The organism is Castellaniella sp. WN, from assembly GCF_054457555.1.
In genome coordinates this window covers 599,455-623,293 of the sequence record NZ_JBTKZC010000002.1, presented here as the reverse complement: position 1 = coordinate 623,293, position 23,839 = coordinate 599,455, and the positions used below count along the sequence as shown (strand labels likewise).

The 23,839-nt window shown below is 60.9% G+C and carries 34 protein-coding genes; 28 read left to right on the top strand and 6 right to left on the bottom strand.

Annotated features, from left to right (window positions below; translation table 11 throughout):
* Position 1: 1 nt before the first annotated feature.
* From ACTPOE_RS16860 to ACTPOE_RS16840, 5 genes are all read right to left on the bottom strand, one after another.
* Positions 2-229 carry a hypothetical protein gene (locus ACTPOE_RS16860; RefSeq protein WP_458873370.1) on the bottom strand — a complete coding sequence of 76 codons (228 nt, stop codon included), beginning with the start codon at positions 227-229 and terminating at the stop codon, positions 2-4.
* Positions 230-1,166: 937 nt separating this feature from the next.
* Positions 1,167-1,508, bottom strand: coding sequence for a hypothetical protein (locus ACTPOE_RS16855; RefSeq protein WP_458873369.1), 342 nt, complete (start codon positions 1,506-1,508; stop codon positions 1,167-1,169).
* On the bottom strand, positions 1,505-1,651 hold the full coding sequence (locus ACTPOE_RS16850; RefSeq protein ID WP_458873368.1) for a hypothetical protein: 147 nt from the start codon (positions 1,649-1,651) through the stop codon (positions 1,505-1,507). The genes ACTPOE_RS16855 and ACTPOE_RS16850 overlap by 4 nt, the downstream gene beginning before the upstream one ends.
* Before the next feature lie 763 nt (positions 1,652-2,414).
* Positions 2,415-3,128 (bottom strand): DUF3800 domain-containing protein, encoded by a 714-nt coding sequence (locus ACTPOE_RS16845; protein ID WP_458873522.1) that lies wholly within the window; start codon positions 3,126-3,128, stop codon positions 2,415-2,417.
* A 69-nt stretch (positions 3,129-3,197) separates the two neighbouring features.
* A complete protein-coding gene (locus ACTPOE_RS16840) occupies positions 3,198-3,833 on the bottom strand; it encodes an XRE family transcriptional regulator (RefSeq protein WP_458873367.1) in 636 nt (211 codons plus the stop codon).
* A gap of 82 nt (positions 3,834-3,915) precedes the next feature.
* Between ACTPOE_RS16840 and ACTPOE_RS16835 the strand changes: the two genes are divergently transcribed.
* Positions 3,916-4,155 (top strand): YdaS family helix-turn-helix protein, encoded by a 240-nt coding sequence (locus ACTPOE_RS16835; protein WP_458873366.1) that lies wholly within the window; start codon positions 3,916-3,918, stop codon positions 4,153-4,155.
* A 108-nt stretch (positions 4,156-4,263) separates the two neighbouring features.
* Here ACTPOE_RS16835 and ACTPOE_RS16830 read toward each other — a convergent pair whose 3' ends face one another.
* Positions 4,264-4,449 carry a hypothetical protein gene (locus tag ACTPOE_RS16830; protein WP_458873365.1) on the bottom strand — a complete coding sequence of 62 codons (186 nt, stop codon included), beginning with the start codon at positions 4,447-4,449 and terminating at the stop codon, positions 4,264-4,266.
* Positions 4,450-4,520: 71 nt separating this feature from the next.
* Here ACTPOE_RS16830 and ACTPOE_RS16825 point away from each other — a divergent pair, with 71 nt between their 5' ends.
* From ACTPOE_RS16825 to ACTPOE_RS16695, 27 genes are all read left to right on the top strand, one after another.
* Entirely contained in the window at positions 4,521-4,895 is a 375-nt protein-coding gene (locus ACTPOE_RS16825; RefSeq protein ID WP_458873364.1) for a phage regulatory CII family protein, read from the top strand.
* Entirely contained in the window at positions 4,895-5,305 is a 411-nt protein-coding gene (locus ACTPOE_RS16820; RefSeq protein ID WP_458873363.1) for a recombination protein NinB, read from the top strand. The genes ACTPOE_RS16825 and ACTPOE_RS16820 overlap by 1 nt, the downstream gene beginning before the upstream one ends.
* Entirely contained in the window at positions 5,302-5,619 is a 318-nt protein-coding gene (locus ACTPOE_RS16815) for a DUF4406 domain-containing protein (RefSeq protein WP_458873362.1), read from the top strand. Before ACTPOE_RS16820 ends, ACTPOE_RS16815 begins: the two co-directional genes overlap by 4 nt.
* Positions 5,616-8,129: a DNA methyltransferase gene (locus ACTPOE_RS16810; protein WP_458873361.1), complete on the top strand. Its 2,514-nt coding sequence runs from the start codon at positions 5,616-5,618 to the stop codon at positions 8,127-8,129. The genes ACTPOE_RS16815 and ACTPOE_RS16810 overlap by 4 nt, the downstream gene beginning before the upstream one ends.
* Positions 8,126-8,653, top strand: coding sequence for a hypothetical protein (locus ACTPOE_RS16805; protein ID WP_458873360.1), 528 nt, complete (start codon positions 8,126-8,128; stop codon positions 8,651-8,653). Before ACTPOE_RS16810 ends, ACTPOE_RS16805 begins: the two co-directional genes overlap by 4 nt.
* Entirely contained in the window at positions 8,653-9,330 is a 678-nt protein-coding gene (locus ACTPOE_RS16800; protein WP_458873359.1) for an endonuclease domain-containing protein, read from the top strand. Before ACTPOE_RS16805 ends, ACTPOE_RS16800 begins: the two co-directional genes overlap by 1 nt.
* Positions 9,330-10,136, top strand: coding sequence for a hypothetical protein (locus ACTPOE_RS16795; protein ID WP_458873358.1), 807 nt, complete (start codon positions 9,330-9,332; stop codon positions 10,134-10,136). The genes ACTPOE_RS16800 and ACTPOE_RS16795 overlap by 1 nt, the downstream gene beginning before the upstream one ends.
* A complete protein-coding gene (locus ACTPOE_RS16790) occupies positions 10,133-11,497 on the top strand; it encodes a replicative DNA helicase (RefSeq protein ID WP_458873357.1) in 1,365 nt (454 codons plus the stop codon). The genes ACTPOE_RS16795 and ACTPOE_RS16790 overlap by 4 nt, the downstream gene beginning before the upstream one ends.
* Entirely contained in the window at positions 11,490-11,732 is a 243-nt protein-coding gene (locus ACTPOE_RS16785) for a hypothetical protein (protein ID WP_458873356.1), read from the top strand. Before ACTPOE_RS16790 ends, ACTPOE_RS16785 begins: the two co-directional genes overlap by 8 nt.
* Positions 11,729-12,106: a hypothetical protein gene (locus ACTPOE_RS16780; RefSeq protein WP_458873355.1), complete on the top strand. Its 378-nt coding sequence runs from the start codon at positions 11,729-11,731 to the stop codon at positions 12,104-12,106. The genes ACTPOE_RS16785 and ACTPOE_RS16780 overlap by 4 nt, the downstream gene beginning before the upstream one ends.
* Complete coding sequence (locus ACTPOE_RS16775) at positions 12,103-12,453, top strand: hypothetical protein (protein WP_458873354.1); 351 nt, start codon at positions 12,103-12,105, stop codon at positions 12,451-12,453. The genes ACTPOE_RS16780 and ACTPOE_RS16775 overlap by 4 nt, the downstream gene beginning before the upstream one ends.
* Positions 12,453-12,911 (top strand): hypothetical protein, encoded by a 459-nt coding sequence (locus ACTPOE_RS16770; protein ID WP_458873353.1) that lies wholly within the window; start codon positions 12,453-12,455, stop codon positions 12,909-12,911. Before ACTPOE_RS16775 ends, ACTPOE_RS16770 begins: the two co-directional genes overlap by 1 nt.
* A 566-nt stretch (positions 12,912-13,477) precedes the next feature.
* Positions 13,478-13,648, top strand: a complete 171-nt coding sequence (locus ACTPOE_RS16765; protein WP_458873352.1) for a hypothetical protein — start codon at positions 13,478-13,480, stop codon at positions 13,646-13,648.
* A 340-nt stretch (positions 13,649-13,988) separates the two neighbouring features.
* Entirely contained in the window at positions 13,989-14,420 is a 432-nt protein-coding gene (locus ACTPOE_RS16760; protein ID WP_458873351.1) for a terminase small subunit-like protein, read from the top strand.
* On the top strand, positions 14,417-15,751 hold the full coding sequence (locus tag ACTPOE_RS16755; protein WP_458873350.1) for a terminase large subunit domain-containing protein: 1,335 nt from the start codon (positions 14,417-14,419) through the stop codon (positions 15,749-15,751). Before ACTPOE_RS16760 ends, ACTPOE_RS16755 begins: the two co-directional genes overlap by 4 nt.
* Positions 15,751-17,118 carry a DUF4055 domain-containing protein gene (locus tag ACTPOE_RS16750; protein WP_458873349.1) on the top strand — a complete coding sequence of 456 codons (1,368 nt, stop codon included), beginning with the start codon at positions 15,751-15,753 and terminating at the stop codon, positions 17,116-17,118. The genes ACTPOE_RS16755 and ACTPOE_RS16750 overlap by 1 nt, the downstream gene beginning before the upstream one ends.
* Complete coding sequence (locus ACTPOE_RS16745) at positions 17,118-18,194, top strand: hypothetical protein (RefSeq protein WP_458873348.1); 1,077 nt, start codon at positions 17,118-17,120, stop codon at positions 18,192-18,194. Before ACTPOE_RS16750 ends, ACTPOE_RS16745 begins: the two co-directional genes overlap by 1 nt.
* 4 nt (positions 18,195-18,198) lie before the next feature.
* Complete coding sequence (locus ACTPOE_RS16740; RefSeq protein ID WP_458873347.1) at positions 18,199-18,456, top strand: hypothetical protein; 258 nt, start codon at positions 18,199-18,201, stop codon at positions 18,454-18,456.
* A gap of 297 nt (positions 18,457-18,753) precedes the next feature.
* Positions 18,754-19,533 carry a hypothetical protein gene (locus ACTPOE_RS16735; protein ID WP_458873346.1) on the top strand — a complete coding sequence of 260 codons (780 nt, stop codon included), beginning with the start codon at positions 18,754-18,756 and terminating at the stop codon, positions 19,531-19,533.
* Between the two features lie 23 nt (positions 19,534-19,556).
* Positions 19,557-20,549, top strand: a complete 993-nt coding sequence (locus ACTPOE_RS16730; protein WP_458873345.1) for a major capsid protein — start codon at positions 19,557-19,559, stop codon at positions 20,547-20,549.
* Complete coding sequence (locus ACTPOE_RS16725; RefSeq protein ID WP_458873344.1) at positions 20,549-21,583, top strand: hypothetical protein; 1,035 nt, start codon at positions 20,549-20,551, stop codon at positions 21,581-21,583. The genes ACTPOE_RS16730 and ACTPOE_RS16725 overlap by 1 nt, the downstream gene beginning before the upstream one ends.
* Positions 21,584-21,586: 3 nt before the next feature.
* On the top strand, positions 21,587-22,003 hold the full coding sequence (locus ACTPOE_RS16720; RefSeq protein WP_458873343.1) for a DnaT-like ssDNA-binding protein: 417 nt from the start codon (positions 21,587-21,589) through the stop codon (positions 22,001-22,003).
* Complete coding sequence (locus tag ACTPOE_RS16715; RefSeq protein ID WP_458873342.1) at positions 22,003-22,218, top strand: hypothetical protein; 216 nt, start codon at positions 22,003-22,005, stop codon at positions 22,216-22,218. The genes ACTPOE_RS16720 and ACTPOE_RS16715 overlap by 1 nt, the downstream gene beginning before the upstream one ends.
* Entirely contained in the window at positions 22,215-22,589 is a 375-nt protein-coding gene (locus ACTPOE_RS16710; protein ID WP_458873341.1) for a ParB N-terminal domain-containing protein, read from the top strand. The genes ACTPOE_RS16715 and ACTPOE_RS16710 overlap by 4 nt, the downstream gene beginning before the upstream one ends.
* A 1-nt stretch (position 22,590) precedes the next feature.
* Positions 22,591-22,965: a hypothetical protein gene (locus ACTPOE_RS16705; protein WP_458873340.1), complete on the top strand. Its 375-nt coding sequence runs from the start codon at positions 22,591-22,593 to the stop codon at positions 22,963-22,965.
* Positions 22,962-23,363, top strand: coding sequence for an HK97 gp10 family phage protein (locus tag ACTPOE_RS16700; RefSeq protein WP_458873339.1), 402 nt, complete (start codon positions 22,962-22,964; stop codon positions 23,361-23,363). Before ACTPOE_RS16705 ends, ACTPOE_RS16700 begins: the two co-directional genes overlap by 4 nt.
* Positions 23,360-23,770, top strand: a complete 411-nt coding sequence (locus ACTPOE_RS16695) for a phage tail terminator-like protein (RefSeq protein ID WP_458873338.1) — start codon at positions 23,360-23,362, stop codon at positions 23,768-23,770. Before ACTPOE_RS16700 ends, ACTPOE_RS16695 begins: the two co-directional genes overlap by 4 nt.
* Positions 23,771-23,839: the final 69 nt, after the last annotated feature.

The following is a 23,839-nucleotide window of genomic DNA, read 5'->3' as shown; positions in this document are numbered from 1 at the left end:
GTCAGTACCCCGCAGCCGCGCCGACGAACGGCACGAAGACGAAAAACAGGGCCAGCACCGCCAGGGCGCCGATCCAGGCCTTCGCCGGGATCAATTCGTCGGGGTCCAGGTCGCGCCAGCCGAAGCGGGGCGCCAGGGCAGGGCGGATCCTGCTCACCCACAGCGCGTCGCCAGCGGCAGCAAATGAGACAGCCGCCAGCCACATGAAAAGCGAATCCACTGCGCTCATGTCAGTCTCCAAAAAAGGTCGAGGGTCAGCTTGCGTCCGCCGCCGTCACGTCCGTGTGCACACGGGCGGTATTGGCGGGTTCAGGTGTCAGGCCCTCGGCAAGTAGCACGAAGCCGGCTGCGCAGCGCCGCTTGCTGAAGGTCTGATGAAGGGGGGTCGGCCCGTGCCGCCGGGACCATGCGCGAAGCTGCACCGCAGCGGCCGGAGTTGTTCAGCCAGGCCACGTCTCGCCTATAGCTGCTCCGGCATACCGGCATCTGCTTCGATTTGAAAGCCAGCGCGTACAAAAGCAGAGGCGCTGGGCGTTGTCGCTATGTGATGGTCCTGGCCTTGCTTCCAGGATGCCCCGCTCGCCGTGGGGTCGGGCAATGTGCGCGCGGGCTGTCTGCCCCATGCTCGCGTATTCCCATGTCGTCGCGTGGTGCCGTCATCCGGTTATCGAGGGTGGGTGCTCCTCAACCGTCAGGCAGCTCTGATCCCATGCCGATGTCGCCCGGCTCTCTGCGCCCGTATGCTCAGGGGCTCAGCGGATCACGCCGCTACGATGCATCGCCGCCCATGGCGCTCTCCTTATTTGCAGGCCCCGGTTTTCTGGCGGACGGGGTGACGCCGTACAAACCTTCAAGGATGGCGGCTGGCCGGGTAGCCCAATACGCCCGTTTAATGCGCAGCCCTTTCAACATCCGCGCCACCAACCGCCGCTCTTGATGGCCCTGGGCATCCCACCCAGGCGGCGCTCGTGTCTTCAGCGCTCCGTCAGTCGCATTACGTGCTCCACGCGTCGGGCTTTTCGCAGTTCCCGCTCACTGTCCGGTTCGCTCCACGTTTGATTCCGTTGCAGAAACCGGCAAGCCGCCCAGAATTCTTCTCGACTTGACCCAACCGGGTGCGGCCCGGACCCGGCTACTGCTCAGATTCCGGCCGTGCAGGCGTTGATTTATCGACGCAGCATCAATATCCGCGTCGAGGCGTGGAAACAGACAGCCTTGGCATCACCGCTATCAAGCATGTCTGCGGTGATCGGGGCGTTCATGGCGACCTTCGCCGCCTGTTCCAGCGCCTCGCGCACCCTGGCATTGGCGCAGGCTTCGGCTTGGTCGGTGGTGATGACGGAAACCTCGTGGCCGTACTTCTTGGCCGTCTCCGCAGTGCCGGCCGCGCGCAGCATCATGAGGTCTGTCTTCTCGTTCAGAGGACTATCGCTGTGGGGCTTGCCCAACTTGCGCAATTGGTCGCCGCGCAGCCAGGCTATGGGCGCCAGCACGGTTTCAGTGGTCATGCTGGCTCCTTGATGAGTAGACCGCACCAGGCCAGTGCTGCCTCGACAGTGCAGCCCTCGGCGCGCAGATCGAAGTAGTACGCGGCTGTCTCCAAGCAGCAATTCCAGCGTTGAGCGAACTTTCTGAGTTGTTCTCCGTCCATCTCGTTCTCCTTGTCATCCGGCGCAGCACTCGGTTGAGTGCGGCCTCGGATGACTCCGGACATCCCGCCCCTGGCTACTCCCTGCTGAGCAGGCTCCAGGTAGCGGGTATGTCGATCAATCGCCCCGCGCAGCCTGTAGCCTCCCTGGCGTACTGTGCGGGTCGATAGCGCCTGATCTTGTCATTCAGGAGTAGGCGATTGGGTCCTGGGCTTGTCCCGCTTGCGCGGCCTGGCCTGTTTATCCCTTCCAAGTTGTAAAAGAGCGGGGTCTTGCTGCATCCCTGTCGCTGGCCCTGTGGCCTAGGCGTTTCGTGATGCGTTGGAGAGATAGTAATACAAGAAAATCCAGTATGCAAGAAAAACTAGTAATTCGATTCGACAAAAATATCTATCGGAAATCAGATGCTGATAGTCATGATTCGACCGCCCACAAAAAAGCCGCCCGAGGGCGGCGCGCATGCCGGTCTGATCCGGCTCTGGGGCGGGGGGAGAACCGGGCCTGGCCGGGCTCAGATCAGGGTCAGGGAGAGGGGGGGGCGCAAAAAGGCCGCTCTAGGCGGCTGGGGGTGCTGGGGGGTGGGGTGGTGCGCCCAGGCATGAAAAAGCCCTCCGGGGAGGGCTGGGCGATTACATTTGGCTGCTTGACGCTGGAATGTAAAAGTGCTTGATGTTAGGGTGGGCTGCCTATAGAATGATGGCAAGTGGGTTGCGACTACGCGACCGGCGCTGGGCTCCTGGGACTACCTTGGGGCCCTTCGACTTTCTAGGGGAATACCTTTCTTCCTATTCCATGAAAGTTTCCGTGATAGTTCGCGCAAAACTTGGCTTTCAGTATCTCGTACGCCCTGTTTTCTTGGTCAGGTCGAAGGTGAGATAGACCAACGGGACGCGCTATAAGGTCAGCCAGTTGAAGCCCTTCGGAGTTGCATTTTTTGTCAGCAATCACGATTGAGTAAGGGTACCTCTCGCCTTTGAAATTTTCGCCGTCGCATACTTGGCGGAATGCGAGTTCCAGGGCGCTGTCTTCCTTGTTTCCTCTAGCCTCACACACCACGTTGACGGTTGCGTCCCGTTCGCCTCGACTTCGCAGAAACCCGGCCAAGCGCTCCAGGGCCAATTGAAGGGCCAGATGATAAGGGTGCTGTGGGGCTACGTATTTTTTCTTGTGCCTTTCCTTGTCGATGATGATCGCGATCAGATGGAATGGCGTTTCTTCGATAATTTCCCCCAGACGCGCCATCAATTCCTCGCGCTCTTTTGGGCCGAACCTTGAGAACCATGACTTCTTTCGCAGGATGTCATGCTCATGAAGAATCGCCAGATCGTGACCGAAGTAATCGATCTTGAGCGACTTTATCCTTGGCGCTAGGTTGTCGGTGTAGTCCCGTCGTTTGATTATGCAGAGAGACAGGACAAAAATTGGGTAGTTTTGATTGATGGGATCCATGCTATGGTCTCCGCTCTCATCAACAAACACCAAGTATTCTGACCAAGCCACCGGGTCTCCTTCGCATCAATTTTCCCGCCCCAACCCCACACCACCAGCCTACAGCCCGAAGCCGCACCAGAAGGCGCGGCCCACGATCCTGGCCGCCGGGTCTTCAATCAGGATGTCAGGGTAGTCACTCGACTTGGCCGCGTTGTGCGACCTGGCCCACCAGGCGCCATCACGCTGAATCAGCTGTTTGACGAACAGCTCTCCATTGATCCAGACGACATAAACACGCTTCGATATGGGGTCCGTGCGCCGGCGATTGGCCAGCACCACGGATCCATCAATGATGTGCAGGTCAGTCATGGAGTCGCCGGCCACCTCGAAGCCGATAGTCTGATCCGGCTTGGCGTCATTCTTCGCCAGCCAGTCGCGGCGGAACATCAGAATCTTGGTGATGTCATCGGAAAAGACGATCTGACCGCTACCGGCCGATGCCTTGGCGTCCACTAGGCGGATGGGCGCGTGGTCCGGGTTTTCATCCGGCTCGGTGCCAAGGGATAAATGCTCTGGCGTGACCCCCAAAACCCGGGCGACATCCATCAAGCGCTTGCGGCTTGGCGCCGTCTTGCCGTTCTCCCATTGCTGAATCGTCTGGTATGCCTTGAGGCCCAGAAGGTCAGCCATCTTTTCCATGGACAGGCCCTTAGCCTGTCTGGCCTGTTTGATCCGGTCATGAATTGTGCCCATGCCCGGAATGTAATCACTAGAAAATCTGGCGACAATGCAGGAATATCTAGTATTACTGGAATTTCTAGTATAGAATCTAGTCATGAGCACAAATCCTTCCGTATCGCAGGCCGTTGAGCGTCTGGGTGGCTTGGCAAAGACCGCTGAGACATTGGGGCTGAACCGCTATCAAACAGTCCAGTCTTGGGTGGCTACTGGCCGCGTTCCGGCTAGGTATTGCGCGGCGCTTGAGGCCGCATCTGGTGTGTCGCGTTTCAAGCTGCGCCCCGACGATGCGGCCCTGATCTGGCCCGAACTCGCCAAGGAGCCCGCCAATGTCTGATCTGACCATCATGCTGATCGCACTGGCGGTCTTCGCCGGTGGCTATGTCCTTGGATACATCCATGGCCTGTCGAGCGGCAGCAAGGACAAGGACTGGCTGTGATCACATCAGTGCACCGTGCAGCCAACTGCGGGCCCGTCGTCGTCGGCCTCGTAAGCCGCTTCCTGGGCCTCTTCATCCAGACGCATAAAGACGGCGCGGAGCAGTGCCTGATCGATTTCCACGCAATCAGTGACTCGCTGGCAGATCGCCAGGGCTTCACGCAGAAGATCTTCGGTGCGGGTGGTGTCCATTCGTTTTCCCTGTTCGCTGTCCATGCAAAAAATTTTGCGCCCGAATCCATCGGAAAGTAGAGGAAACAATCGTGCCGCTACATGACGCTAGCCAACTAACTATCGACTTCACTCCTGGTCTGACCGAGCGCCACGGGTCTTTATTGGACTGCATCCGCGAAGCTGCATACACCAGCCGGAACCCGCTGAAAACAATTGCCGCCGATATGGATACTAGCCCGTCGGAGTTGTCGCGCAAGCTGGCAAATAACCCAGGCGATCCGCGCAAGTTCACGGTGGACGACCTGGTGCGATTCATCGACGCCACGGGCGACACCGCGCCGATCTACTGGCTGATCGAACGTTACCTGCAGGATTCCGAGGCCAAGCAAAAGCAGGCTATGGCCGCGCTGACCAAGGCAATGCCAGACATCCTGGCACTGTTCAAGCAAGCGGCGGGTGCGTGATGGACAAACAGGTCATCTACCTCACCAGCCCACTGGCCCGCAGAAACGCCGCTCATCTCGCCGCCACAGCGCCTGACGGCTACCGCTGCGAGATTCGCGCGAAGACCCGCACATTGGCTCAGAACGACATCCTGTGGTCGATCCTGACGGACATCAGCCGGCAGGTGGATTTCGTCGTCAACGGCGCCCTGGTCAAGGTGTCGCCCGAGGAAGTAAAGGACATCCTTACGGCCGGCCTGAAGCGAGAAATGCGCATGGCGGTGGGCATCGATGGCGGCATGGTCCTGCTAGGCCAGCGCACCAGCAAGATGACCGTTCGCCAGATGACGGACTTGATCGACCTCGCGCACGCGTTCGGCAACGAGAAGGGTGTTCGGTGGTCGCCTACGTCTCTGGGGAGGGGTGCATGACCATCTACATTGCCGGCCCCATGACTGGCCTACCCGACATGAATTTCCCCGCCTTTCACGCAGCAGCCGAAAAGCTGCGCGCCGACGGCTTCGATGTCGTCAATCCGGCCGAGATCAATCCTGATCCAGAAACGGCATGGACTGACTGCATGCGCCGCGACATCGTTGCACTGATGGATTGCGACAGCATCCTGATGCTGCCTGGCTGGCCCACCAGCCGGGGCGCGAGCCTGGAATTTCGGATCGCGTTTGATCTGGGCATGACCGTCTATTACGGCATCGAGGATGCGATGTTGCGCGAGGTGGCGGCATGATCCCTTACGCTGAATTCCTGCGCCACAAGATCAAGATCGCCAAGTTTGAAGGCTTCGACGTCTCCGACGACGACTTGTTCACCGGCCTATTTCCGCACCAGAAGATGCTGGTCAAGTGGGCCGTGAAGGGCGGCAATCGCGGCCTGTTCGCATCGTTTGGTATGGGCAAGTCCGTCATGCAGTGCGAGTGGTTGCGCATCATCATCGGCAAGGTCGGCGGATCGGGTCTGATCATCTGCCCGCTGGGCGTCCGTCAAGAACTTATCCGGGACGCCATGATGCTGGGCGTCGATCTGCGATTCATCCGCACCGATGCGGAAATCACGCCGGATCATCAGTTCTACATCACGAATTACGAGTCGGTGCGAGACGGCAAGCTGACGCCCGCGCAATTCACCGCGGTCAGCCTGGATGAGGCGTCGGTGCTGCGCAGCTTCGGCAGCAAGACCTATCAAGAGTTCCTGCCGCTGTTCGCCGGCGTGCGCTTCAAGTTGGTCAACACCGCCACGCCAAGCCCGAATCGCTACAAGGAATTGATCCACTACGCGGCGTTCCTGGGGCAGATGGACTCTGGTCAGGCGCTCACTCGATTCTTCAAGCGCGATTCCAGCAAGGCCGGAAACCTACAGCTGTACCCGCACAAGGAACAAGAGTTCTGGCTGTGGGTATCCAGCTGGGCCGTGTTCATCCAAAAGCCTTCCGATCTGGGCTTTTCCGATGAAGGCTATGACCTGCCCGAACTGGATGTGCAGTTTCACGAGGTGCCGACAGACTACGCGACGGCCGGCGCCGATAAATGGGGCCAGGGTTTGCTGGTACCGGATACCGCCCTGGGCCTATCGGCTGCCGCCCATGAAAAGAAAAACAGCCTGGATGCCAGAGTGGCAAAGGCCGTCGATCTGGTCAATGAATCTCCAGATGATCATTTTGTCATCTGGCATGACCTGGAAATCGAGCGCCACGCCATCCAGAAGGCCATCCCGGACGCTGTCAGCGTCTGGGGGTCGCAAGACCTGGACGAACGTGAAGACCGGATTATCGGGTTCGGTGATGGCGTGTTTCGCATCCTGTCCACAAAGCCCGTGATCGCCGGCAGCGGCTGCAATTTCCAGCGCCACTGCCACCGGGAGATCTTCTTGGGCATCGGCTTCAAATTCAACGATTTCATTCAGGCCGTCCACCGCGTCCAGCGTTTCGGCCAGGCCCACCGCTGCCGGGTGGACATCATTTATTCCGAGGCCGAGCAAGACATCCTGAAAACGCTCATGGAGAAATGGCATCGGCACGATTCTATGGTGAAGAAGATGACGGAAATCATCAAGAAATACGGATTGAACCAGCTGGCCATGCAAGAGGCGCTGGCCCGCTCAATCGGCGTCGAGCGCATTGAGGTCGCCTCCGAATTGTTCACGGTCGCCAATAACGACTGTGTGGACGAGGCAAAGCGCCAACCAGAGAACCATGTCGATCTGATCGTCACCAGCATTCCGTTCGCCAATCACTACGAATACAGCCCTTCATACAACGACTTCGGCCACACGGAAAACAATGATCATTTCTGGGGTCAGATGGATTACCTGACCCCGGAACTGTTGCGCATCTTGAGGCCCGGTCGCATCTACGCCTGCCACGTCAAGGACAGGATCCTGTTTGGCAACGTCACCGGCGCCGGCGCGCCGACCGTCAGCCCCTTTCACTGCGAAGCCATCATGCATGGCCGCAAGCATGGATTCGACTACATGGGCATGGTGACGGTCGTAACCGACGTGGTCCGCGAGAACAACCAGACCTACAGGCTGGGCTGGTCCGAACAGTGCAAAGACGGCACGAAGATGGGTGTTGGCAGCCCCGAATACATCATCCTGTTTCGCAAGCCTCAGACCGACCGCAGCAAAGGCTATGCCGATGTGCGTGTCGCCAAAAGCAAAACGGAATACACCCGGGCCCGCTGGCAGGTGGACGCTCATGCGTTCTGGCGATCCGGCGGCAACCGGCAGATCACGGCGCAAGAAATGGCCCAGTTGGGGCCGGCCAAACTTGCCAAGCTCTTTACCGACTACAGCCTGCAGAACGTCTATGACTATGAGTTCCACATCAAGATCGGCGAGGAACTGGAAGCCATGTCGGCGCTGCCATCCGAATTCATGAGCCTGGCGCCTGGCAGCAATCACCCGGATGTCTGGCATGACGTGAATCGCATGCTGACCCTGAATGGAGACCAGCAAAAGCGCGCCGTCGAGATGCACGTATGCCCATTGCAGTTCGACATCGTGGACCGGCTGATCGAGCGCTACAGCAACAAGGGCGAATTGGTCTATGACCCGTTTTGTGGCCTGGGAACCGTTCCGTATCGCGCTATCAAGGCCGGTCGGCGCGGGCAGGGCAGCGAACTGAATGCCGGCTACTTTTTCGATTCGATCCACTACCTGAAGGCAGCCGAGGCTGAGGCCACGATGCCCACGCTGTTCGATCTGGAAGAAATGGACCAGGCGCAAGAGGCCGTCGCATGACCCTCTGGAACTCCACCTTCAAATCCGCCGGCAAGCCGATGCAGCGCAAGACGCCGATGAAGGCGACCAAGCCGATGGGGCGCGGCTCGAAAAAGCGCGGGCCCGGGCTGGCTCAACGTGTCGCGGAGTCGCAAGGCACGGTCATCAGGCCCTTTCGCAGGCCGGAAAGGTCATTCCGTAGCGTCGAGCACCGGCGGGCCGTCGCCAGCTTGCCGTGCGCCAGGTGCGGGGTCGTGGGGTTCTCCCAGGCCGCCCATGCAAACGCGGGGAAAGGGCTGGGCCTGAAAACATCGGATGCCCTGACATTTCCGCTGTGCTGCAGTCGCCCCGGCGTTGTCGGCTGCCATGTCCTGCATGACCAGGGCGGCATTTACACACGCCAGGAACGCGCCAGGGTCGAATGGGAGTCCGTGGACGCCACACGCGCCACGCTGATCCGCCAGAACAAATGGCCGGCCTACGTGGAATCGGCCTATCTGAAAGCCATCGTGCCGCTGGCGCGCATGGTGCATGGGGACGATTGATGAGTTTGCACACGGCTAGGGTCATTCCCGAAAAGCGGTTTTCCTGCCCGCCTGCCGCCGTGCATCTTGCAGGAGTCGAAAAGGAAATCGACATGGGTAGCAACCTTGATGAGATGGCGGCAGCGGAACTGTCCGACGATGTCGTGAGGTTCGTTGGCAAGGCCGCCAAGCGCAAAGCAAAAATGGAGGAACAGCGTTTCCGTGAGGATACCTTGCTCCACTTCCTTGAGGGAAACACGAAGTCGCCGATTGAGCAAATGTTTTATTGCGCCTTCCTTATCGTCGCCGAGCATCAATATGAAGAGATCAACCAGGAACCCTATTGGGGCATAAAGGAAAAAGACTGGATTCTTCCGCCTGGGGTTTATATCTCCGAGCAGATGAAGATCGGGAAATATAGAGCTGACTTTGTTGTGAGCCAACGGGCGCACGACAAATCTAGGGAATCGTTGCCGGTAGTGGTGGAGCTTGACGGGCATCAGTTTCATGACAGAAACAAGGAGCAGCGGTCGTACGAGAAGGCGAGAGATCGGTTCTTTACGCGGCAAGGGTATCGGGTAGTCCACTTCACCGGAAGCGACATTGTCAAAGATCCGTACGCGGCGGCATGGGAAGTGTTGGGCATGCTTGGCGGCGATCCGATGGACAGCTACCAGTCGTTCGTCGAGGCGTCGTAATGGCTGGCGAATGGCTCAAATTCGAGGTCAGCACACTGGATAAACCAGAGGTGCTGGCGATCACCGTAGCCATGGGGTGGGACGATCCTGATTTGACGGTTGGGAAGTTGCTGCGGGTGTGGCGATGGTTCGACCAGCAAACAATAGACGGTAACGCTCCCGGCGTTACCACGGCGTTACTTGATCGTTTGATCGGCGTTACTGGATTGTGCGCGGCGATGGAGGCGGTTGGCTGGCTGGATGTCTATGACGGTGGTTTGATGCTGCCGAACTTTGACCGGCACAACGGAAAGACGGCAAAAAACCGAGCATTGACCGCGAAAAGAGTTGCAAACCACAAAACTAACGCCATTGGTAACGATGGCGGTAACGCTGGCATCGTTAGTGATGCGTTACCTAGAGAAGAGAAGAAAAGAAAAGATAAAACACCCCCTAACCCCCAAGGGGGTGAAAGCCCGCCCAAACCAAAACGTGAACCCCGCATCCAACTGAAAACTTTCATCGACCAGTGCGTGCAGGCCGGGGAAAAGCCCATCAGCGGCTACCAACCTCTGCTGGACTACGTTGAGTCCACTGGCCTGCCCATGGAGTTCGTGCAGATCGCCTGGGATGTTTTCAAGCGCGAATTTCTGCCGCCGGGACAACATGCGCATCGACTGCAGGCCCGGTGGAGACAGCATTTCCTGAACTACGTCGAGAAGGGCTACTACCGGCTCTGGTATGCGAAGCAGACCGATGATGGGCCGGTGTACGAACTGTCAACCCAGGGCATTCAAGCCCAGGCGTCATTGCGGGAGATTGCATGAACGCGCCCTACGAGCTCGCGGCGCTACCGCAAAGCAAAGATGCAGAACAGGCTGTCCTGGGCGGCCTGCTGCTGGACAACGAAGCAATTGACCGCATCGGCGACCTGAGCCGGGACCGGTTCTACGTTCACGCCAACGGGGTCATTTTCGACCACATCCAGCGCCTGATCGCCCAGCAGAAGCCGGCCGATGTGGTGACCGTGTTCGATTCGCTCAAGGCCGCTGGTGAAGAGGCTGATCTTCGTCATCTGAACGACTTGATGATCAACACGCCGAGCGCGGCAAACATCGGGCGGTATGCCGACATCGTGCGCGAGAAGGCCCTGCTGCGCGGCATGCTCAAGGCTGCTCACACGGTCCACGAGATCGTCCAGGGACCATTACCGGCCGCTGAGAAGCTGGACGCCGCCCAGGCGGAATTCGGCAAGCTGGCAGAAACCACGACGCGCCGGGAGCCGGCCAGCATCCGGGAGGCGCTGGGTCGGTATGTCGGGTTGCTCGAAGATCGCGTGCACGGACAAGGGCCGAACCCCGGAATCTCCACCGGCCTGACCGACCTGGACGAGATCCTGAATGGCGGCATCCGGCGTGGCGCCCTGGTGACCCTGGGTGCGAGGCCGGGCATGGGCAAGTCCGCCCTGGGGGAGACTATCGCCTTGAACGCCGCCCTGGCCGAGCAAAGTGTCCTGTTCCTGTCCATGGAAATGCCGGAGTCTGAGGTGACCGAGCGGGCCGTGGCCAGCGTTGGAAAAGTCTCTGCCACGGTCCTGGCAAGAGCTGGTGACGCCCTGAATCGCGGGGATGGATGGGATCGAATCACCCATGCCGTCACGCAGTTGGAAAAGGTGTCGCTGTTCATCGACGACGAGCCCGGGTTGTCCCTGCTGCAGGTTGTCACGAAGGCGCGGGCCGTGAAGCGCAAATCCGGCTTGGACCTGCTGGTTGTCGACTATCTGCAACTCATGACCGGCACCGAGGAAAAGCGGTACCTGCAGATCGAGGCCATCACCAAGGGCCTGAAGATCCTCGCCAAGACGCTGAACGTCGGAATCCTGGCCTTGAGCCAGTTGAACCGTGAGGTCGAGAAGCGCACGAACAAGCGGCCGATCCCGGCGGACTTCAGAGACGGGGGGTCCATCGAACAGGACAGCGACATCCTGCTGGGCCTGTACCGGGAAGAGCAGGACAACCCGGACACGCCCAACAAGGGATTCGCTGAGTTGTTCGTCATGAAGAACCGCCAGGGCAAGACCGGCAAGGTGCCGCTGACCTACCTGGGCGAACAGATGCGGTTCGAGAACTGCACTTGGGTGCCGCCCGAGGCCCCCGCAAAGCCGCAGCGCCGGGGGTTCCGTGACTGATCACGTCAACTGCGTCGACTGCATTCATTTCGACCTGCGCGCAGTGCCGGCTATGGCAAAGCAGGGCTACGGCACTTGTGCAAAGGACGGCCGGGCAGGCCGCTACGAGAGCGCCACATTCAACCGTATATGCCGGATGTTCCAGGCCGCGCCGACCGAAACATCGCAAAAGCGCCGGGCTTGGCTGGAGGCCGAGCAGCAACGATTCACCGCAAATATCATGAGGACCGCATGACCCTGGACCATATCACCATCATGCTGCCCTGGCCGCATCCCATGCTATTCCCGAACAATCGGCGCGGCAGCTACCACCGCTTCCAGCCGCACATCGAGGCGGCACGCCACACCGGATTCTACGCGGCCAAGCAGGCCCTGGGCGCAAACACCGTCAGCCTTTCGGATCGGTCTCCGGTCAAGATCACATTCGCCAAGCCGAACCGCATCCGCCGCGACCTGGATGGCATGCTGGGTGCCATCAAACACGGCCTGGACGGCATCGCCCGCGCTCTGGGTGTGGATGACTCGATCTTCCGGCCGGTGCTGCTGGATGACTGCCTGGACGCGAAGAAAGAAGGGTTCGTCATGGTCGAAATCGGGGACGTCCAATGAGCACCTATCTGTCTCGCGCATCCCACATCCACGCCCGCGCCAGGGAGGCGTTGCGCAAGGCTGGACATAAGGGGTCGCTCACCCGCATCGACGCCCTGGTCTACGCCATCGAGGTCGAGACCGGCCGCGCATGCGTGGGCGATCAAACCGAATTCATCCGCGCCTGGCTGGATTCCTTGCCGGTCGTGGGCCGCCGGACGCCACCGGAGTTCAGGCCACTGACGATCAAGCCTTTGTCCATGATGCGTCACAACCTGGACCGCGCCGCGCTGGCGGAACCCAAGATGCAGGCGACCGCCGGCAGGGCGGGGAATGGGAACGAGAATTCACCCGTGTGGAGGCGCTGATGGAATACCCGTCTTTCGTCCGAGCCGAGATCGAGAACTGGATTGCCTGGTGCTGGGCTGGCGAATCGCCGGAACCCAGGGAGCCAAGACGCTGCTATTCCGCTGAGCGCGGCTGGCAAGCCCCAGACTGGGAGTCTGAATCGGACGACGTGCCGCCCAAGATCATCTTCAACGTCGAGCGGGCTGAGCGCGTCCAGGCCATCTTCGATCGGCTGCCGACCCTGACGCGCTGCGTCCTGCGCTACGAATACACCCAGCGCTCCAGGTTCGACCAGTACGAGCGCAGCGTGGAGATGCACGAAGGCGAGATGCGGCCGGTCTGGATCCGCGTCGGCAACACTCGCCGGCAGCGCGCCAGGAACGACCTGAAGATCACCAGGGACCAGTATCTGGCCTGCCTGGACGAATTCAAGATCGAGATTTTCAAGGAGTTTGAAGAAGATGAAGTATGCGCCTGAAATCCTGGGCCTGATGCGGCCGTACCCGGGCAGGGCGTTCCGGATGGCGCAGCTGGTGCATGAGGCATCGGGCGGCCGGACGCTGACGCCCAGGCAGATGGAGGCCGTGCGAAAGGGGGTCAAGCGCGTCCTGGATCACTTGATCGACACTGGGCACGTGGAGCGAGTCGGCGGAACCACCAGGGCCGCCCTGTATGCCTGGCGCCTATTGGGACATGAAGTTTCCCGAAATGCTGGATTATTGGGACACTGTAAGGGACAATACGGGCAGGACAGTTGCGTCCTGTGAAAACGTATCCGCCCATCGAGGCGGGTTCTTCATTTCCGGCCCTTCGTGGGTGCGGCGCAAGTCCTGCATTGCAGGCCGCCTGGGTTGATCGCCTGGCGTTAGATTATGCGGTACTGGCAGGCTGGTCAGATTAGATCCTGGGGCCTGCAAACAAAGAGCCTTTGACCTGGTGGCGCCAGGTTGCCGCAACCTTGTCTCCTCCCGAGGTGTCGCAGCCTCGTTTCGCGCCCCGCTGAGTCGAGAGATTCGCGGGGCGCGGTTCTTTTCGGGGTCTGATATGCGAGACTTCCTGATCGGTATCGCCATCGTGGCGGCCGGCGTTCACCTGGCAGTCTGGCCGACCGTCGCCGCGTGGATGCTGCTGCGTCCGGCACCGTCGATCACCGTGGATCTCGGTGAGTATTCTTGCGCGACCGACGGAAAGACGGTGGAGTGTGTGAGGAAGTAGGGCTATTACGACTGGGCCAAGCCGTTTGAAGGTGGCATGCTGTAGCTTCTTATTACATGGGAGGCGGTATGCAGAGGAAGATTGTTCAGTTGGTTGCGTCGCAGTCGGCCGATCCGCAAGGCAGGGCGATCCGAACGCTGTACGCGCTCGATGATGATGGCATCGCGTGGGTAATTGACCCCTACGATAGTCGGGCGCAGTGGAGTGAATTGTCTTCCTTGCCAGATAAACCCAGAGGAAAGAGTATTTCGGAAATCCTCTAGTCTCTGAGTGGCCGCCTTCGGGCGGCTTTTCATTTCCATCACAAAGGAGTGCGCCATAGGCGTCTCGAAGGCGCGTTATGGCCAGACCATCAAGGTACACGCTAAAGACGGCAGACCAGATCTGCGAGCGGCTGGCGGAAGGCGAAAGCCTGCGGCGGATATGCCGAGATGAGGACATGCCGAACAAGGCGACCGTTTTCAGGTGGTTGAGTCTGCATGCCTCCTTCCGCGACCAGTACGCGCGCGCGCGGGAAGCGCAAGCAGATGCCCTGGCAGACGAGATTCTGGACATCGCCGATGATGGCCTGAACGATAGCTATGAGGACGAGGACGGCAACCGGCGTACCGACCATGATGTGATCGCACGCTCAAAGCTTCGGGTGGATGCCAGAAAATGGATCGCGTCGAAGCTCAAACCGAAGGTCTACGGCGACAGGGCCGATGCTGAGCCACCGAAGGATGGTTTGCAAAAGATCTTGTCTGACCTGATCGAAAAGCTGCCGTCATGAGCACCGGCAATTTGATTCTGGATCGCCAGCTTGCCCGCTGGTATCCGCTGATTGATCACGCGGTCCAGTTGGCTCTAGTGCAGGCTGTGCCGAGCGGCATTCGGTTCCCGCTGGTGCCCGCTGGGCGCCGTAGCGGGAAGACCGAGCGATTCAAGCGGTTCCTGGTGAAGCAGGCCAATCGCGTGCCGGGGCCGTACTTCGCGGCAGCGCCTACGCACGATCAGGCCAAGAAGATTTTCTGGGATGACCTGAAGGCCTTCACGCTGTCGGCGCTGCACACAAAGCGCCCGAGCGAGTCTGACCGCATCATTTTCATGCCCAACGGCAGCGAGATCCACGTCATCGGCCTGGACAAGCCGCAGCGCATCGAGGGCATCCCGTGGAAGGGTGGCGGCATCGACGAATTCGCCGATGTGAAGCCGTCAGCTTGGGAAGCGAACATCCTGCCGGCGCTGAACACGGTCAACCCGCTGGACCCGGAATACAGGGCCTGGTGCTGGCTGTTGGGTGTGCCCGACGGCCTGAACCACTATTACGACCTGTGCAGCGCCGCAGAGACCGGGCAAAACCCGGACTTCGCGGTGTTTCACTGGAAGTCGGCGGAGATCCTGCCGACCGATGTGATCGCCGCGATGAAGCGGGCGATGTCGGCCAAGCAGTTCCGCCAGGAGTTCGAGGCGAGTTTCGAGACCGCGACCGGTCGGATCTATGAGGACTACAGCAAGGCGAACCACACGACGGCCAGGATCGAGCCGCATGAGCAGTTGATGTGGATGCATGATCAGAACTACACGCCGCTATCGAGTGCTATTGGCGTTCGGCGCGGTGATGGCAATAACGACCTGTATCTGCTCGATGAGATCGTGCTGACCAGTGCGGTATCGAAGCAGTCAGCCGTCGAGTTCGTCGAGAAGTTCAAGGATCACAAAAACCGGCATGTCCTGATCTACGGTGATCCGGCAGGGCAGGCGGGCGAAAAGCACGGACACGCATCGGACTACACCGACATCGAGGGCGTTCTGAAGGCCAATGGCTGGACGTACACGCGCCGGGTCAAGCCAGCGCACCCGGCCATTAAGGATCGGCAGAACGCGGTCCGGGCCAAGATCAAGACGGCGGACGGGCATATCAGTCTGTTCGTGAATCCGGTGACTGCCAAGTGGTGCGATAAGGGCCTGGCGACCGTGCAACTGAAAGATGGGTCGGCCTTCCAGGAAGACCAGAAAAACCAATACCAGCACATCACGACCGCAATCGGGTATTGCGTGGATCGTGAGTGGCCGATTGTGAAGAGCATCGTGCAGTTGCGCCAAATTCGAGGATTAGGCTGATGCCTGTTACCACCACACACCCTGAGTACGATAAGAATGCCCCGCTGTGGCGCATGATCGACCAGGCGCTCGATGGTGAGCGGGCGGTGAAGGCCGATCCCGCGAACCTGCCGAAAACATCCGGCATGGTCGAGGCTGAGCGCCAGGACAAGGAAAACGCCTATCTGTACAGGGCCTATGTCGCGCGCGCTCAGTACGAAGGCTGGGTGGGCGATTCTCTGCGTGCCATGATGGGGCTGGTTTCGCGCCTGAAACCGGAAGTCGAGCTACCAAGCGCACTGGCCGGCATCGAAGCGTCCGCCACGAACGACGGATTTAGCCTCACGCAGCTATTCTTGCGCGTTTGCCGCCAGACCATCGCCTTTGGCCGCTCTCCGCTGCTGGTCAATGTGGACGATCAGGGGCGCCCCTACATCGATCTGTACCGGCCAGAATCCGCGATCAACTGGAAAACCGCAAGCGTGGCCGGGCGAGACGATCTGGTGCTGGCTGTGCTGATTGAGTCCCGGCCCGACCCCAAGGCCGATGAATTTGCGCATGACGCCATCACTGTATACCGAGTCTTTAGGCTGCGTGACGGGGTGTGTTCGAGCGTCGTTATGGACGGCGACGAAAATGTAATTGAGCCTGAGCGCACGCTGGGGCGTGTCGATTCTCGCGGCGAGGTTGTCGCGGGCGTGGGATATATCCCAATCGTTTTCAGTGGCTCGACGGACAACACGCCGGCGGTGGATGAAATCCCGATGCTCACCATGGCGCGCGCGGCGCTGAAGTCCTACCAACTCTCAGCTGACTACTTCGGCAGCATGCACCAGACGAGCCACCCGCAGCCGTGGGTGTCCGGCATTGATGAATCGAAGTCGCTGACCGTCACCGGGCCGTCTGCGGCATGGGATCTGGGCCGGGAAGGAAAGTGCGGCTACCTGGAATTCCAGGGCGCAGGCATCGAGGCTGTGCGCCAGGCTATGGCTGACCAGAAGAACGCGGCCCTGGAGGCTGGCGCCAAGGTTATGGACGCGCAGGGCACTGAGTCCGGCGAGGCCAGGAAGGCCCGCCAGAATGACCAGCACGCGACCCTGCACTCGATTGTCATGGCGGCGGCCGAGGGTATCGAGCAGGCGCTGAAGTACTGCGCCGAATGGGTGGGCGCGAACCCGGGCGAGGTCAGCTTCACCGTGAAGCCAGACTTCACGACCGGTCAGGTGGATGCGCAGATTCTTGCGCAGTTGCAGACCGCTGTCGTTGCGGGGGGGGTGTCCTGGCGGTCCTACTGGCAGTACCTGACCGCCGGCAAGCTGCCCGACCGGTCCTACGACGATGAGCGCGGGGAGCTGGAGGCTACTGGGCCTGGGCTTGGAGCCTTGTAATGGCATCCCTTCCGAGCGGCGTCCTGGATGCGCTGACCCGCCACCAGATCGACCTGACGCACTACAGCAATGGAGAAATCCGGCGCATCATCCAACTGCTCAATCGAGCCGACGCCGCGCTGTTTGAGAAACTGTCAGCGGCGCTGGACCGGCTGCCGGCAGGATCCGCCACGTTGGATCAGATCGAATCCGTGCTGCGCTCCGTCCGTGAGGTGAATGCGGCGGCGTACAGCCAAGTGCATGACGGGATTGCCGCCAGCATGAAGGCCCTGGCGCCGATTGAGGCCGTCTGGTGGGACAAGCTCTACCAACACGCAGCGCCTGAGATCGATTTCGCGGGCGTGACTGCTGGGCAGGCGAGGGCGGCGGCCATGAGCCGACCATTTCAGGGGCGATTGCTCAAGGATTGGGCACACGGCATCGAAGCCACCCGCATGGCCCGCATCCGCGACACCGTGCGCATCGGCTACCTGGGGGGCGAGACCACCAGCGAGATCGTGCGCCGGATTCGCGGCACCAAGGCAAATGGGTACGCCGATGGGCTGCTGGAAATCGACCGGCGCGGCGCTGAGAGCTTGGTGCGCACGGCGCTGAGCCACACGGCAGCATCGGCCCGTGAGGCGTTCTTCGAGGAAAACGACGACATCCTGGGTGATGAAATCTGGACCTCGACGCTGGACGGGAGGACGTCAAGCATCTGCATCCTGAGGTCTGGCCTCGCATACGACAAGGAACACCGCCCGGTAGGCCACAAAATGCCGTACCTGGGCGGCCCCGGGCGCGCACACTGGAATTGCCGATCGACCGGCATCAGGATGCTCAAGGGCCAGACGCAGTTCTTTGGCACGCAATCGTCGGCTGATGGCTATGTGGACGCGAACATGCGTTACAGCCAGTGGCTGAAAGGCCAGCCGGCCAGCGTTCAGGATGACGTGCTGGGCAAGACGCGGGCCGCGCTGTATCGCCGTGGCGGTCTGGATATTCAGGCCTTTGCGAATGACAAGGGCCGATGGTTGAGCCTGGATGAATTGCAGGCGAGAAATCACGCTGCTTTCGAGCGGGCGGGGATAGAATGACCCGATGCTCTACATCGTCCCGCCTGCCGCGCCCGATGAGAAGGAAAAGACGCGCCGCAGGATCCGCCGCATGGATCGCCCGGATGGTCTTCTGCAGTGCAATCGCTGTGGGGGCCGCGCCGCCGCGACTATCGAGGCTGGCACATCCGTTCACAACGGCCGCCGAACGCGCGGCACAGTGATTCACAAGGACGTCTGCGCCGAGTGCTACAAGCGCGGGCTGATTGTCCCGATGTTGACCGAGTTGGAGATTGCCAAGTGAATGCGTATCCGCAGCAAGAGCCAAACGAAGGCGCGCTGATTTGTTTTGTGGCTGCAGGCGGCCTGCGAGCAGGCAGGTATTCCAAAGGCTACGTGACAGGCGAAGGCCTCCCTGATGGGTATATGGGCATGCTGCCGGGGACCAGGTGGACAGAGTTGCCATCATGGATGGACCCAGATAAGAAATAGATTTCTGACCCGCTTCGGCGGGTTTCTGCTTTCTGAGGCTCCGTTAGGCGGGGCCTTTTTCATTGTCGGCCAAGCCGGCGCCCACACCATCCCAAGGGGATACACCACCATGTTTGACGATCTCGATCTGGCCGCGCTTGGCCTGGACCTGGACGAAGAGAAAGCCGCCGCGCTGAAGACCGCCCTCACCGCCAAAGGCAAGGACGCGATCGACGCCGCTGTTGCTGGTCTGAAGTCCAAGAACTCGGAGTTGCTGGGCAACTTGAAGACGCAAAAGTCCGAACTGGACAGCCTCAAGGGCCAATTCGATGGCCTGGACATCGAGGCGGTCAAAGGTCTGCTGAAGAAGGCCGGCGAAGACGAGGAAACGCGCCTCATTGCCGAAGGCAAGATCGAGGACGTGCTCGCCAAGCGTACCGAGCGGCTGCGCGCCGATCTGGACAAGCAACTGAAAACGGAGAAGGAGCGGGCTGACAAGTCCCAGGCATTCGCCGACCGATTCCGCGAGAAGGTGCTGTCCGATTCGATCCGCGAGGCCGCAACCAAGGCCGGGGCATTGCCCGAGGCGACCGACGACATCATTCTGCGGGCGCGAAGCACCTTCAGGCTGAACGACGACGGCGAGCCTGTGGCGATGAACGGCGAGGAGGTCGTCTTTGGCAAGGATGGCAAAACCCCTCTGTCTCCGCTCGAATGGGCGGAATCCCTGAAGGAAGCAGCACCACACCTATGGCCCAGGGCCGTGGGGGCCGGCCAGACCGGCGACAAGGGCACCAAGGGTGTCACGAAGAAGGCGTCGGAGATGAGCGCCGCCGAAAAGGCGCAATTCATCAGCGAGAACGGCCTGGCCAAATGGCAGGACAAACTCGCTGCCGACTACAGCAATTAATCCCTTTATAGGACACCATCATCATGAGTATCGGCAAAGCATCCAACTTCAAGGTCTATCAGAACGAGCTGCGCGGCGGCATCGTGGAAACGCTGATGCAGGCCTCCAACTACTTCAACGCGGCGGGCGGCGCGATTGCGCTCACCACCGTTTCCCGGCGCGGCGACTACGCGAAGGAATCGTTCTTCACGAACATCGCCAATCTCGTGACCCGGCGCGACACCACGTCCACCTCGAATGCCACCGACCTGCTGCTGGCGATGGACGAGATCATCAGCGTGAAGCTGAACCGTAAGATCGGGCCGGTCAACCAGACCTATGACGCCTTCGCCAAGATCGCCATGGACATGACGCCCGAGGCATTCTCGGTGCTGCTGGGCAACATGATCGGCAAGGCCATGCAGGTGGAAATGCTGAATTCCGGCCTGCGCTCGGCCCGGTCCTCGCTGGTGAACAACGCCGAAACCTCGCACACGGTCGCCACCAACGGCACCATGACCACCTCTGACCTGGTGACCGGTCTGTCGAAGTTCGGTGATGCCTCCAGCGGTATCGTCGCGTGGGTCATGCACTCCAAGGTTTGGTTTGACCTGGTGCAGCACCAGATCGGCAGCTCCGGCAATGGCGATGTCGTGTCCGGCATCGTGGTGCAGGCCGCAACGCCCCTGTCGCTCAACCGCCCGGTCATCGTGACCGACTCGGACGCACTGATCGTCACCGGCGGCGCCGGCTCGACGGCCTACAGCGATTACCACACGCTGGGACTGACCGCGCAAGGCATCGTGCTGGAAAACAGCGAGTCCGAGCGCGTGGTGCTGGACGAAGTGACCGGCCTGGAGAACCTGGTCGTGCGCCTGCAGGGCGAATACGCCTACAACGCCGGCGTCAAGGGCTTCAAGTGGGACACCACCAAGGGCGCAAACCCCAACGACGCAACGCTGGGGACCGGCGCGAACTGGATCAAGTCCGTGAGCGATAAGAAGTCACTCGCCGGCGTGGTCGTGAAGAGCCGGTAATGAAGTGGGGCGTCTACGCGCGTGACGCCTTCCCAGGAGGCCAGGCCTTTGTGGATGGCCTCCTGGTGAATGGCCACAATGCGGTGTTGCGATCCGCGCCTGATTGGGGGGTGGGCTGCGTCGAGGACTTTGATGTGGTCGCCATCTACGGCCTGCAGGGCAAGGGCCAAACGATTTTCAATGAATACCGGGCCGCAGGCGTGCCGGTGTACATCATCGATTACGGTTACCTGCGCCGCGCGAACCACGCTCACGACTGGAAGGTCGGTCACTGGCAGGTGTCGCTGAACGGCCTGGGCGTCATCCCGGCAGTTGAATGCCCGCCTGATCGCTTCGATGCGCTGGGGTTGGAAATCAAGGCCGAGGGCGGCGATCCGAAGGGCTACACGCTGCTGTGCCCGCAAACGCCGGGGGACATGTCGCATGGCATGGGCCTGGATGTGCTGCGGGCATGGTGCCACGAGCAGGCCGGCCAATATCCGAATCTGGTCATCCGTCCGCATCCTCTTTTTGATGAGGATTATGGGCTGCCGCGCTGCGAGGCCGAATCCTTGGAAGACGCCTTGGTCGGCGCCCGGCTGGTCGTGACAGCCAACAGCAACGTCGGTCACGATGCGCTGCTGGTCGGCGTGCCCGTGATCGGCACGCTGCCCGCGCCCTGGTCTGCCCTGGCTGGTGAGTCTCTGCCTTCCGTGGATACCCGCCGGGCGTATTTCAATCGGGCGGCCTATGGTCAGTGGACCTGGGACGAAATGCGCGCTGGCGAGCCTCAGGAGTTCTTGGGCAAGTGTGTGCGGCCAGGCGCACCGATTGCAGCCGCTGATCCGGTCGTTCAGGCTGATGATGCGGCAGCCCAGCGCGAGGCTGACGGCAAGATCCCCGAGGCGCAAGAGCGCACCTTGCTGATCGCCGATCTGACCGAGCGCGGCATCGAGTTCGATGAGGTCATGGGCTTGGACGAACTGCGCTCGCTCACGATCACGCCCCAGGAGGCGCCCAAGCGCCGGGGGCGCAAGCCGAAAACCGAGGGGTAAGACATGGCTCTCATCGTGGCGCCTGCTGACGGGTTCGACAGCTACATCACCATCGCGCAAGCTGAAGCCTACATCGCTGACATGGGGCGCTCCGGCTGGCCGGCGGATGAGGCGGCGCAAGAAGCGGCGCTGCGCCAGGCCACGCAGTACATTCGCCTGCGCTATGCCCCGCAAGGGCAGCACATCGACCCGCCGCACCCGAACTTGGTAGCGGCGACCACCGAGGCGGCGCTGCGGGCGGGAAAGCTCTTTGCCGACGTCGATCCGCGCGCCATCACGCAGCAGACCGTGGGGCCGATCACGACCGCCTACGCCGATCCGGTCAACGGCGGTCAGGTGCGCTTTGCGCTCATTGATGCGCTGATGGCTGGAATCGGGGCGGATGCCCGCTCTGGCGTGTTTATGTTGAAGAGGGTGTGATGGACAGAGGGCAGATTCACATCGTGAGCGATGGCACTGCGCAGGGCACGAAAGTGACCGGCCCGGATGGCAAGCCGCTTCCTGGCGTCGTGAAGATTGAGCTTTACCCGATCCAGTACGGCGATTCGGTGACTTCCGTTGTGACCTTCGGCAATGTGGCGCTTGGGCCGCCCGTTGTGGAAATCGCCGGGCGGCCGATTGGAGACGATGCATGACCAAACCGCCGAGACTCGAATTCGCCCGAATCGCCCCGCTGCAGGACTACTACGACGACGGCTACGGCAACCGCTACAGCGTAGCCAAGCTGCTGGATGACGCCAAGGATTTGCCGGTGTTCGACTGCCCGCTGGCGGCGCTGGACCTGCAGGGCGAGATTTGGCAGGGCAGCAATATGTTTCGCCTCGCGTGGCACGTAAAGAAGTGCATGAAGGCTGATCTGGATGCCCCGATCTTGCTGGACTGGAATGGCTGCATTGCCGATGGCCGTCACCGCGTCATCAAGGCGATAGCGCTGGGCAAGCGGACGATCCCGGCCCGTCGCATGACGTGGCGGCCGGATCCGGACAGCACCGGGCACAAGGACTGACATGGCCATCGACTACCCCCAGATCGCCGAGAGCGCCCATGCCGCCATCCTGGATGCGGGCGGCCCGGTCACGTTGATTCAGCCTGGCGGCGAGCCGGAATACATCCCCGGTGTCGGCATGGTCGAAAAGCCTGATGTCGAGACGACCGGGGCAGGCGTTGTGCTGGGCTACAAACAGGCCGACATCGACGGCACGCTCATCCAGACGGGCGACCAGCAGGTATACCTGTCTGTCGAGGCTGAGAACGGATCTATGCCGCAGCCCGCGACGGGCGACAAGATCATGGTGGGGGAGGAAGTCTGGGCCGTGGTGAGGGCTGAGCGCATCGCGCCTGCCGGAATCGCTGTGCTCTACATCGTGCAGGTACGCAAGTGAGCGGCGCTGTAGACCTGTCCCGTCTGGTCGAGAAAGCCAATGGGAACATCGACAAGGCCGTGCGCCAGGCGCTGATTCTGGCGGCCCAGGGCGTGGTGATGAACAGCCCTGTGTTGACAGGGCGCCTGCGGTCGTCCTGGGACTTCGGCGTCAGCATGCCCAAGAACGGGCCGACCGACACGACCGACAAGGCTGGCGGCGCCACGCTGACGAAGATCGCTCAGGCGATCAAGGGGCAGGAGGCCGGCCCGAAGTTCTATATCACCACTGCGCTGGCCTACGCCAGGCGCATCGAATATGAGGGCTGGTCGCACACCAAGGCGCCGGCCGGCATGGTGCGGATCACCATCGCCAACCTGCCCAACGCCATCCGTGAATACGTCCGAGGCCTGAAATGAAGTCGATCATCCGCGCCGCCTTCGAGAAGACGCTGGCCGACTGGGCCGCCGCGCAGACGCCCGCGATCCCCGTGGCCTACGAGAATGTGGCGTTCAAGCCGCCGGCCTCCGGACCGTACCTGCGCTGCTCCCTGCTGCCGGCCGACACGGTCGACAACACCATGGCCGGGCAGTTGAGCGAATACCGAGGGCTGTTCCAGGTCAATGTGGTTTGTCCTGCCGGCACCGGCCCGACCGCAGCGGAGGCGCTGACCGCAGCGATCACCGCGCTGTACCCGGCCAAGGCCCGAATGACCTTTGCTGGGTTCACTGTGATGGTGGCGACGCCCATGCGTGAGCGACCGGCCATGCAGGACACCAGCACCTACACGATCCCGATGGACTGCCGGTATATGGCTGTCCAGTAACCCGTTCATCAATCAATTTCAGGCCGTCCGGTTGGGCGGCTTTTGTTTTTGCGCGACCTAGGTTAGCTA

Excerpts from the sequence above, each read along its gene's own strand:
- ACTPOE_RS16860 (WP_458873370.1), bottom strand. The coding sequence starts at position 229 with ATGAGCGCAGTGGATTCGCTTTTCATGTGGCTGGCGGCTGTCTCATTT.
- ACTPOE_RS16855 (WP_458873369.1), bottom strand. The coding sequence starts at position 1,508 with ATGACCACTGAAACCGTGCTGGCGCCCATAGCCTGGCTGCGCGGCGAC.
- ACTPOE_RS16850 (WP_458873368.1), bottom strand. The coding sequence starts at position 1,651 with ATGGACGGAGAACAACTCAGAAAGTTCGCTCAACGCTGGAATTGCTGC.
- ACTPOE_RS16840 (WP_458873367.1), bottom strand. The coding sequence starts at position 3,833 with ATGGGCACAATTCATGACCGGATCAAACAGGCCAGACAGGCTAAGGGC.
- ACTPOE_RS16835 (WP_458873366.1), top strand. The coding sequence starts at position 3,916 with ATGAGCACAAATCCTTCCGTATCGCAGGCCGTTGAGCGTCTGGGTGGC.
- ACTPOE_RS16830 (WP_458873365.1), bottom strand. The coding sequence starts at position 4,449 with ATGGACACCACCCGCACCGAAGATCTTCTGCGTGAAGCCCTGGCGATC.
- ACTPOE_RS16820 (WP_458873363.1), top strand. The coding sequence starts at position 4,895 with ATGGACAAACAGGTCATCTACCTCACCAGCCCACTGGCCCGCAGAAAC.
- ACTPOE_RS16815 (WP_458873362.1), top strand. The coding sequence starts at position 5,302 with ATGACCATCTACATTGCCGGCCCCATGACTGGCCTACCCGACATGAAT.
- ACTPOE_RS16810 (WP_458873361.1), top strand. The coding sequence starts at position 5,616 with ATGATCCCTTACGCTGAATTCCTGCGCCACAAGATCAAGATCGCCAAG.
- ACTPOE_RS16805 (WP_458873360.1), top strand. The coding sequence starts at position 8,126 with ATGACCCTCTGGAACTCCACCTTCAAATCCGCCGGCAAGCCGATGCAG.
- ACTPOE_RS16800 (WP_458873359.1), top strand. The coding sequence starts at position 8,653 with ATGAGTTTGCACACGGCTAGGGTCATTCCCGAAAAGCGGTTTTCCTGC.
- ACTPOE_RS16795 (WP_458873358.1), top strand. The coding sequence starts at position 9,330 with ATGGCTGGCGAATGGCTCAAATTCGAGGTCAGCACACTGGATAAACCA.
- ACTPOE_RS16790 (WP_458873357.1), top strand. The coding sequence starts at position 10,133 with ATGAACGCGCCCTACGAGCTCGCGGCGCTACCGCAAAGCAAAGATGCA.
- ACTPOE_RS16780 (WP_458873355.1), top strand. The coding sequence starts at position 11,729 with ATGACCCTGGACCATATCACCATCATGCTGCCCTGGCCGCATCCCATG.
- ACTPOE_RS16775 (WP_458873354.1), top strand. The coding sequence starts at position 12,103 with ATGAGCACCTATCTGTCTCGCGCATCCCACATCCACGCCCGCGCCAGG.
- ACTPOE_RS16770 (WP_458873353.1), top strand. The coding sequence starts at position 12,453 with ATGGAATACCCGTCTTTCGTCCGAGCCGAGATCGAGAACTGGATTGCC.
- ACTPOE_RS16765 (WP_458873352.1), top strand. The coding sequence starts at position 13,478 with ATGCGAGACTTCCTGATCGGTATCGCCATCGTGGCGGCCGGCGTTCAC.
- ACTPOE_RS16760 (WP_458873351.1), top strand. The coding sequence starts at position 13,989 with ATGGCCAGACCATCAAGGTACACGCTAAAGACGGCAGACCAGATCTGC.
- ACTPOE_RS16755 (WP_458873350.1), top strand. The coding sequence starts at position 14,417 with ATGAGCACCGGCAATTTGATTCTGGATCGCCAGCTTGCCCGCTGGTAT.
- ACTPOE_RS16750 (WP_458873349.1), top strand. The coding sequence starts at position 15,751 with ATGCCTGTTACCACCACACACCCTGAGTACGATAAGAATGCCCCGCTG.
- ACTPOE_RS16745 (WP_458873348.1), top strand. The coding sequence starts at position 17,118 with ATGGCATCCCTTCCGAGCGGCGTCCTGGATGCGCTGACCCGCCACCAG.
- ACTPOE_RS16740 (WP_458873347.1), top strand. The coding sequence starts at position 18,199 with ATGCTCTACATCGTCCCGCCTGCCGCGCCCGATGAGAAGGAAAAGACG.
- ACTPOE_RS16735 (WP_458873346.1), top strand. The coding sequence starts at position 18,754 with ATGTTTGACGATCTCGATCTGGCCGCGCTTGGCCTGGACCTGGACGAA.
- ACTPOE_RS16730 (WP_458873345.1), top strand. The coding sequence starts at position 19,557 with ATGAGTATCGGCAAAGCATCCAACTTCAAGGTCTATCAGAACGAGCTG.
- ACTPOE_RS16725 (WP_458873344.1), top strand. The coding sequence starts at position 20,549 with ATGAAGTGGGGCGTCTACGCGCGTGACGCCTTCCCAGGAGGCCAGGCC.
- ACTPOE_RS16720 (WP_458873343.1), top strand. The coding sequence starts at position 21,587 with ATGGCTCTCATCGTGGCGCCTGCTGACGGGTTCGACAGCTACATCACC.
- ACTPOE_RS16715 (WP_458873342.1), top strand. The coding sequence starts at position 22,003 with ATGGACAGAGGGCAGATTCACATCGTGAGCGATGGCACTGCGCAGGGC.
- ACTPOE_RS16710 (WP_458873341.1), top strand. The coding sequence starts at position 22,215 with ATGACCAAACCGCCGAGACTCGAATTCGCCCGAATCGCCCCGCTGCAG.
- ACTPOE_RS16705 (WP_458873340.1), top strand. The coding sequence starts at position 22,591 with ATGGCCATCGACTACCCCCAGATCGCCGAGAGCGCCCATGCCGCCATC.
- ACTPOE_RS16695 (WP_458873338.1), top strand. The coding sequence starts at position 23,360 with ATGAAGTCGATCATCCGCGCCGCCTTCGAGAAGACGCTGGCCGACTGG.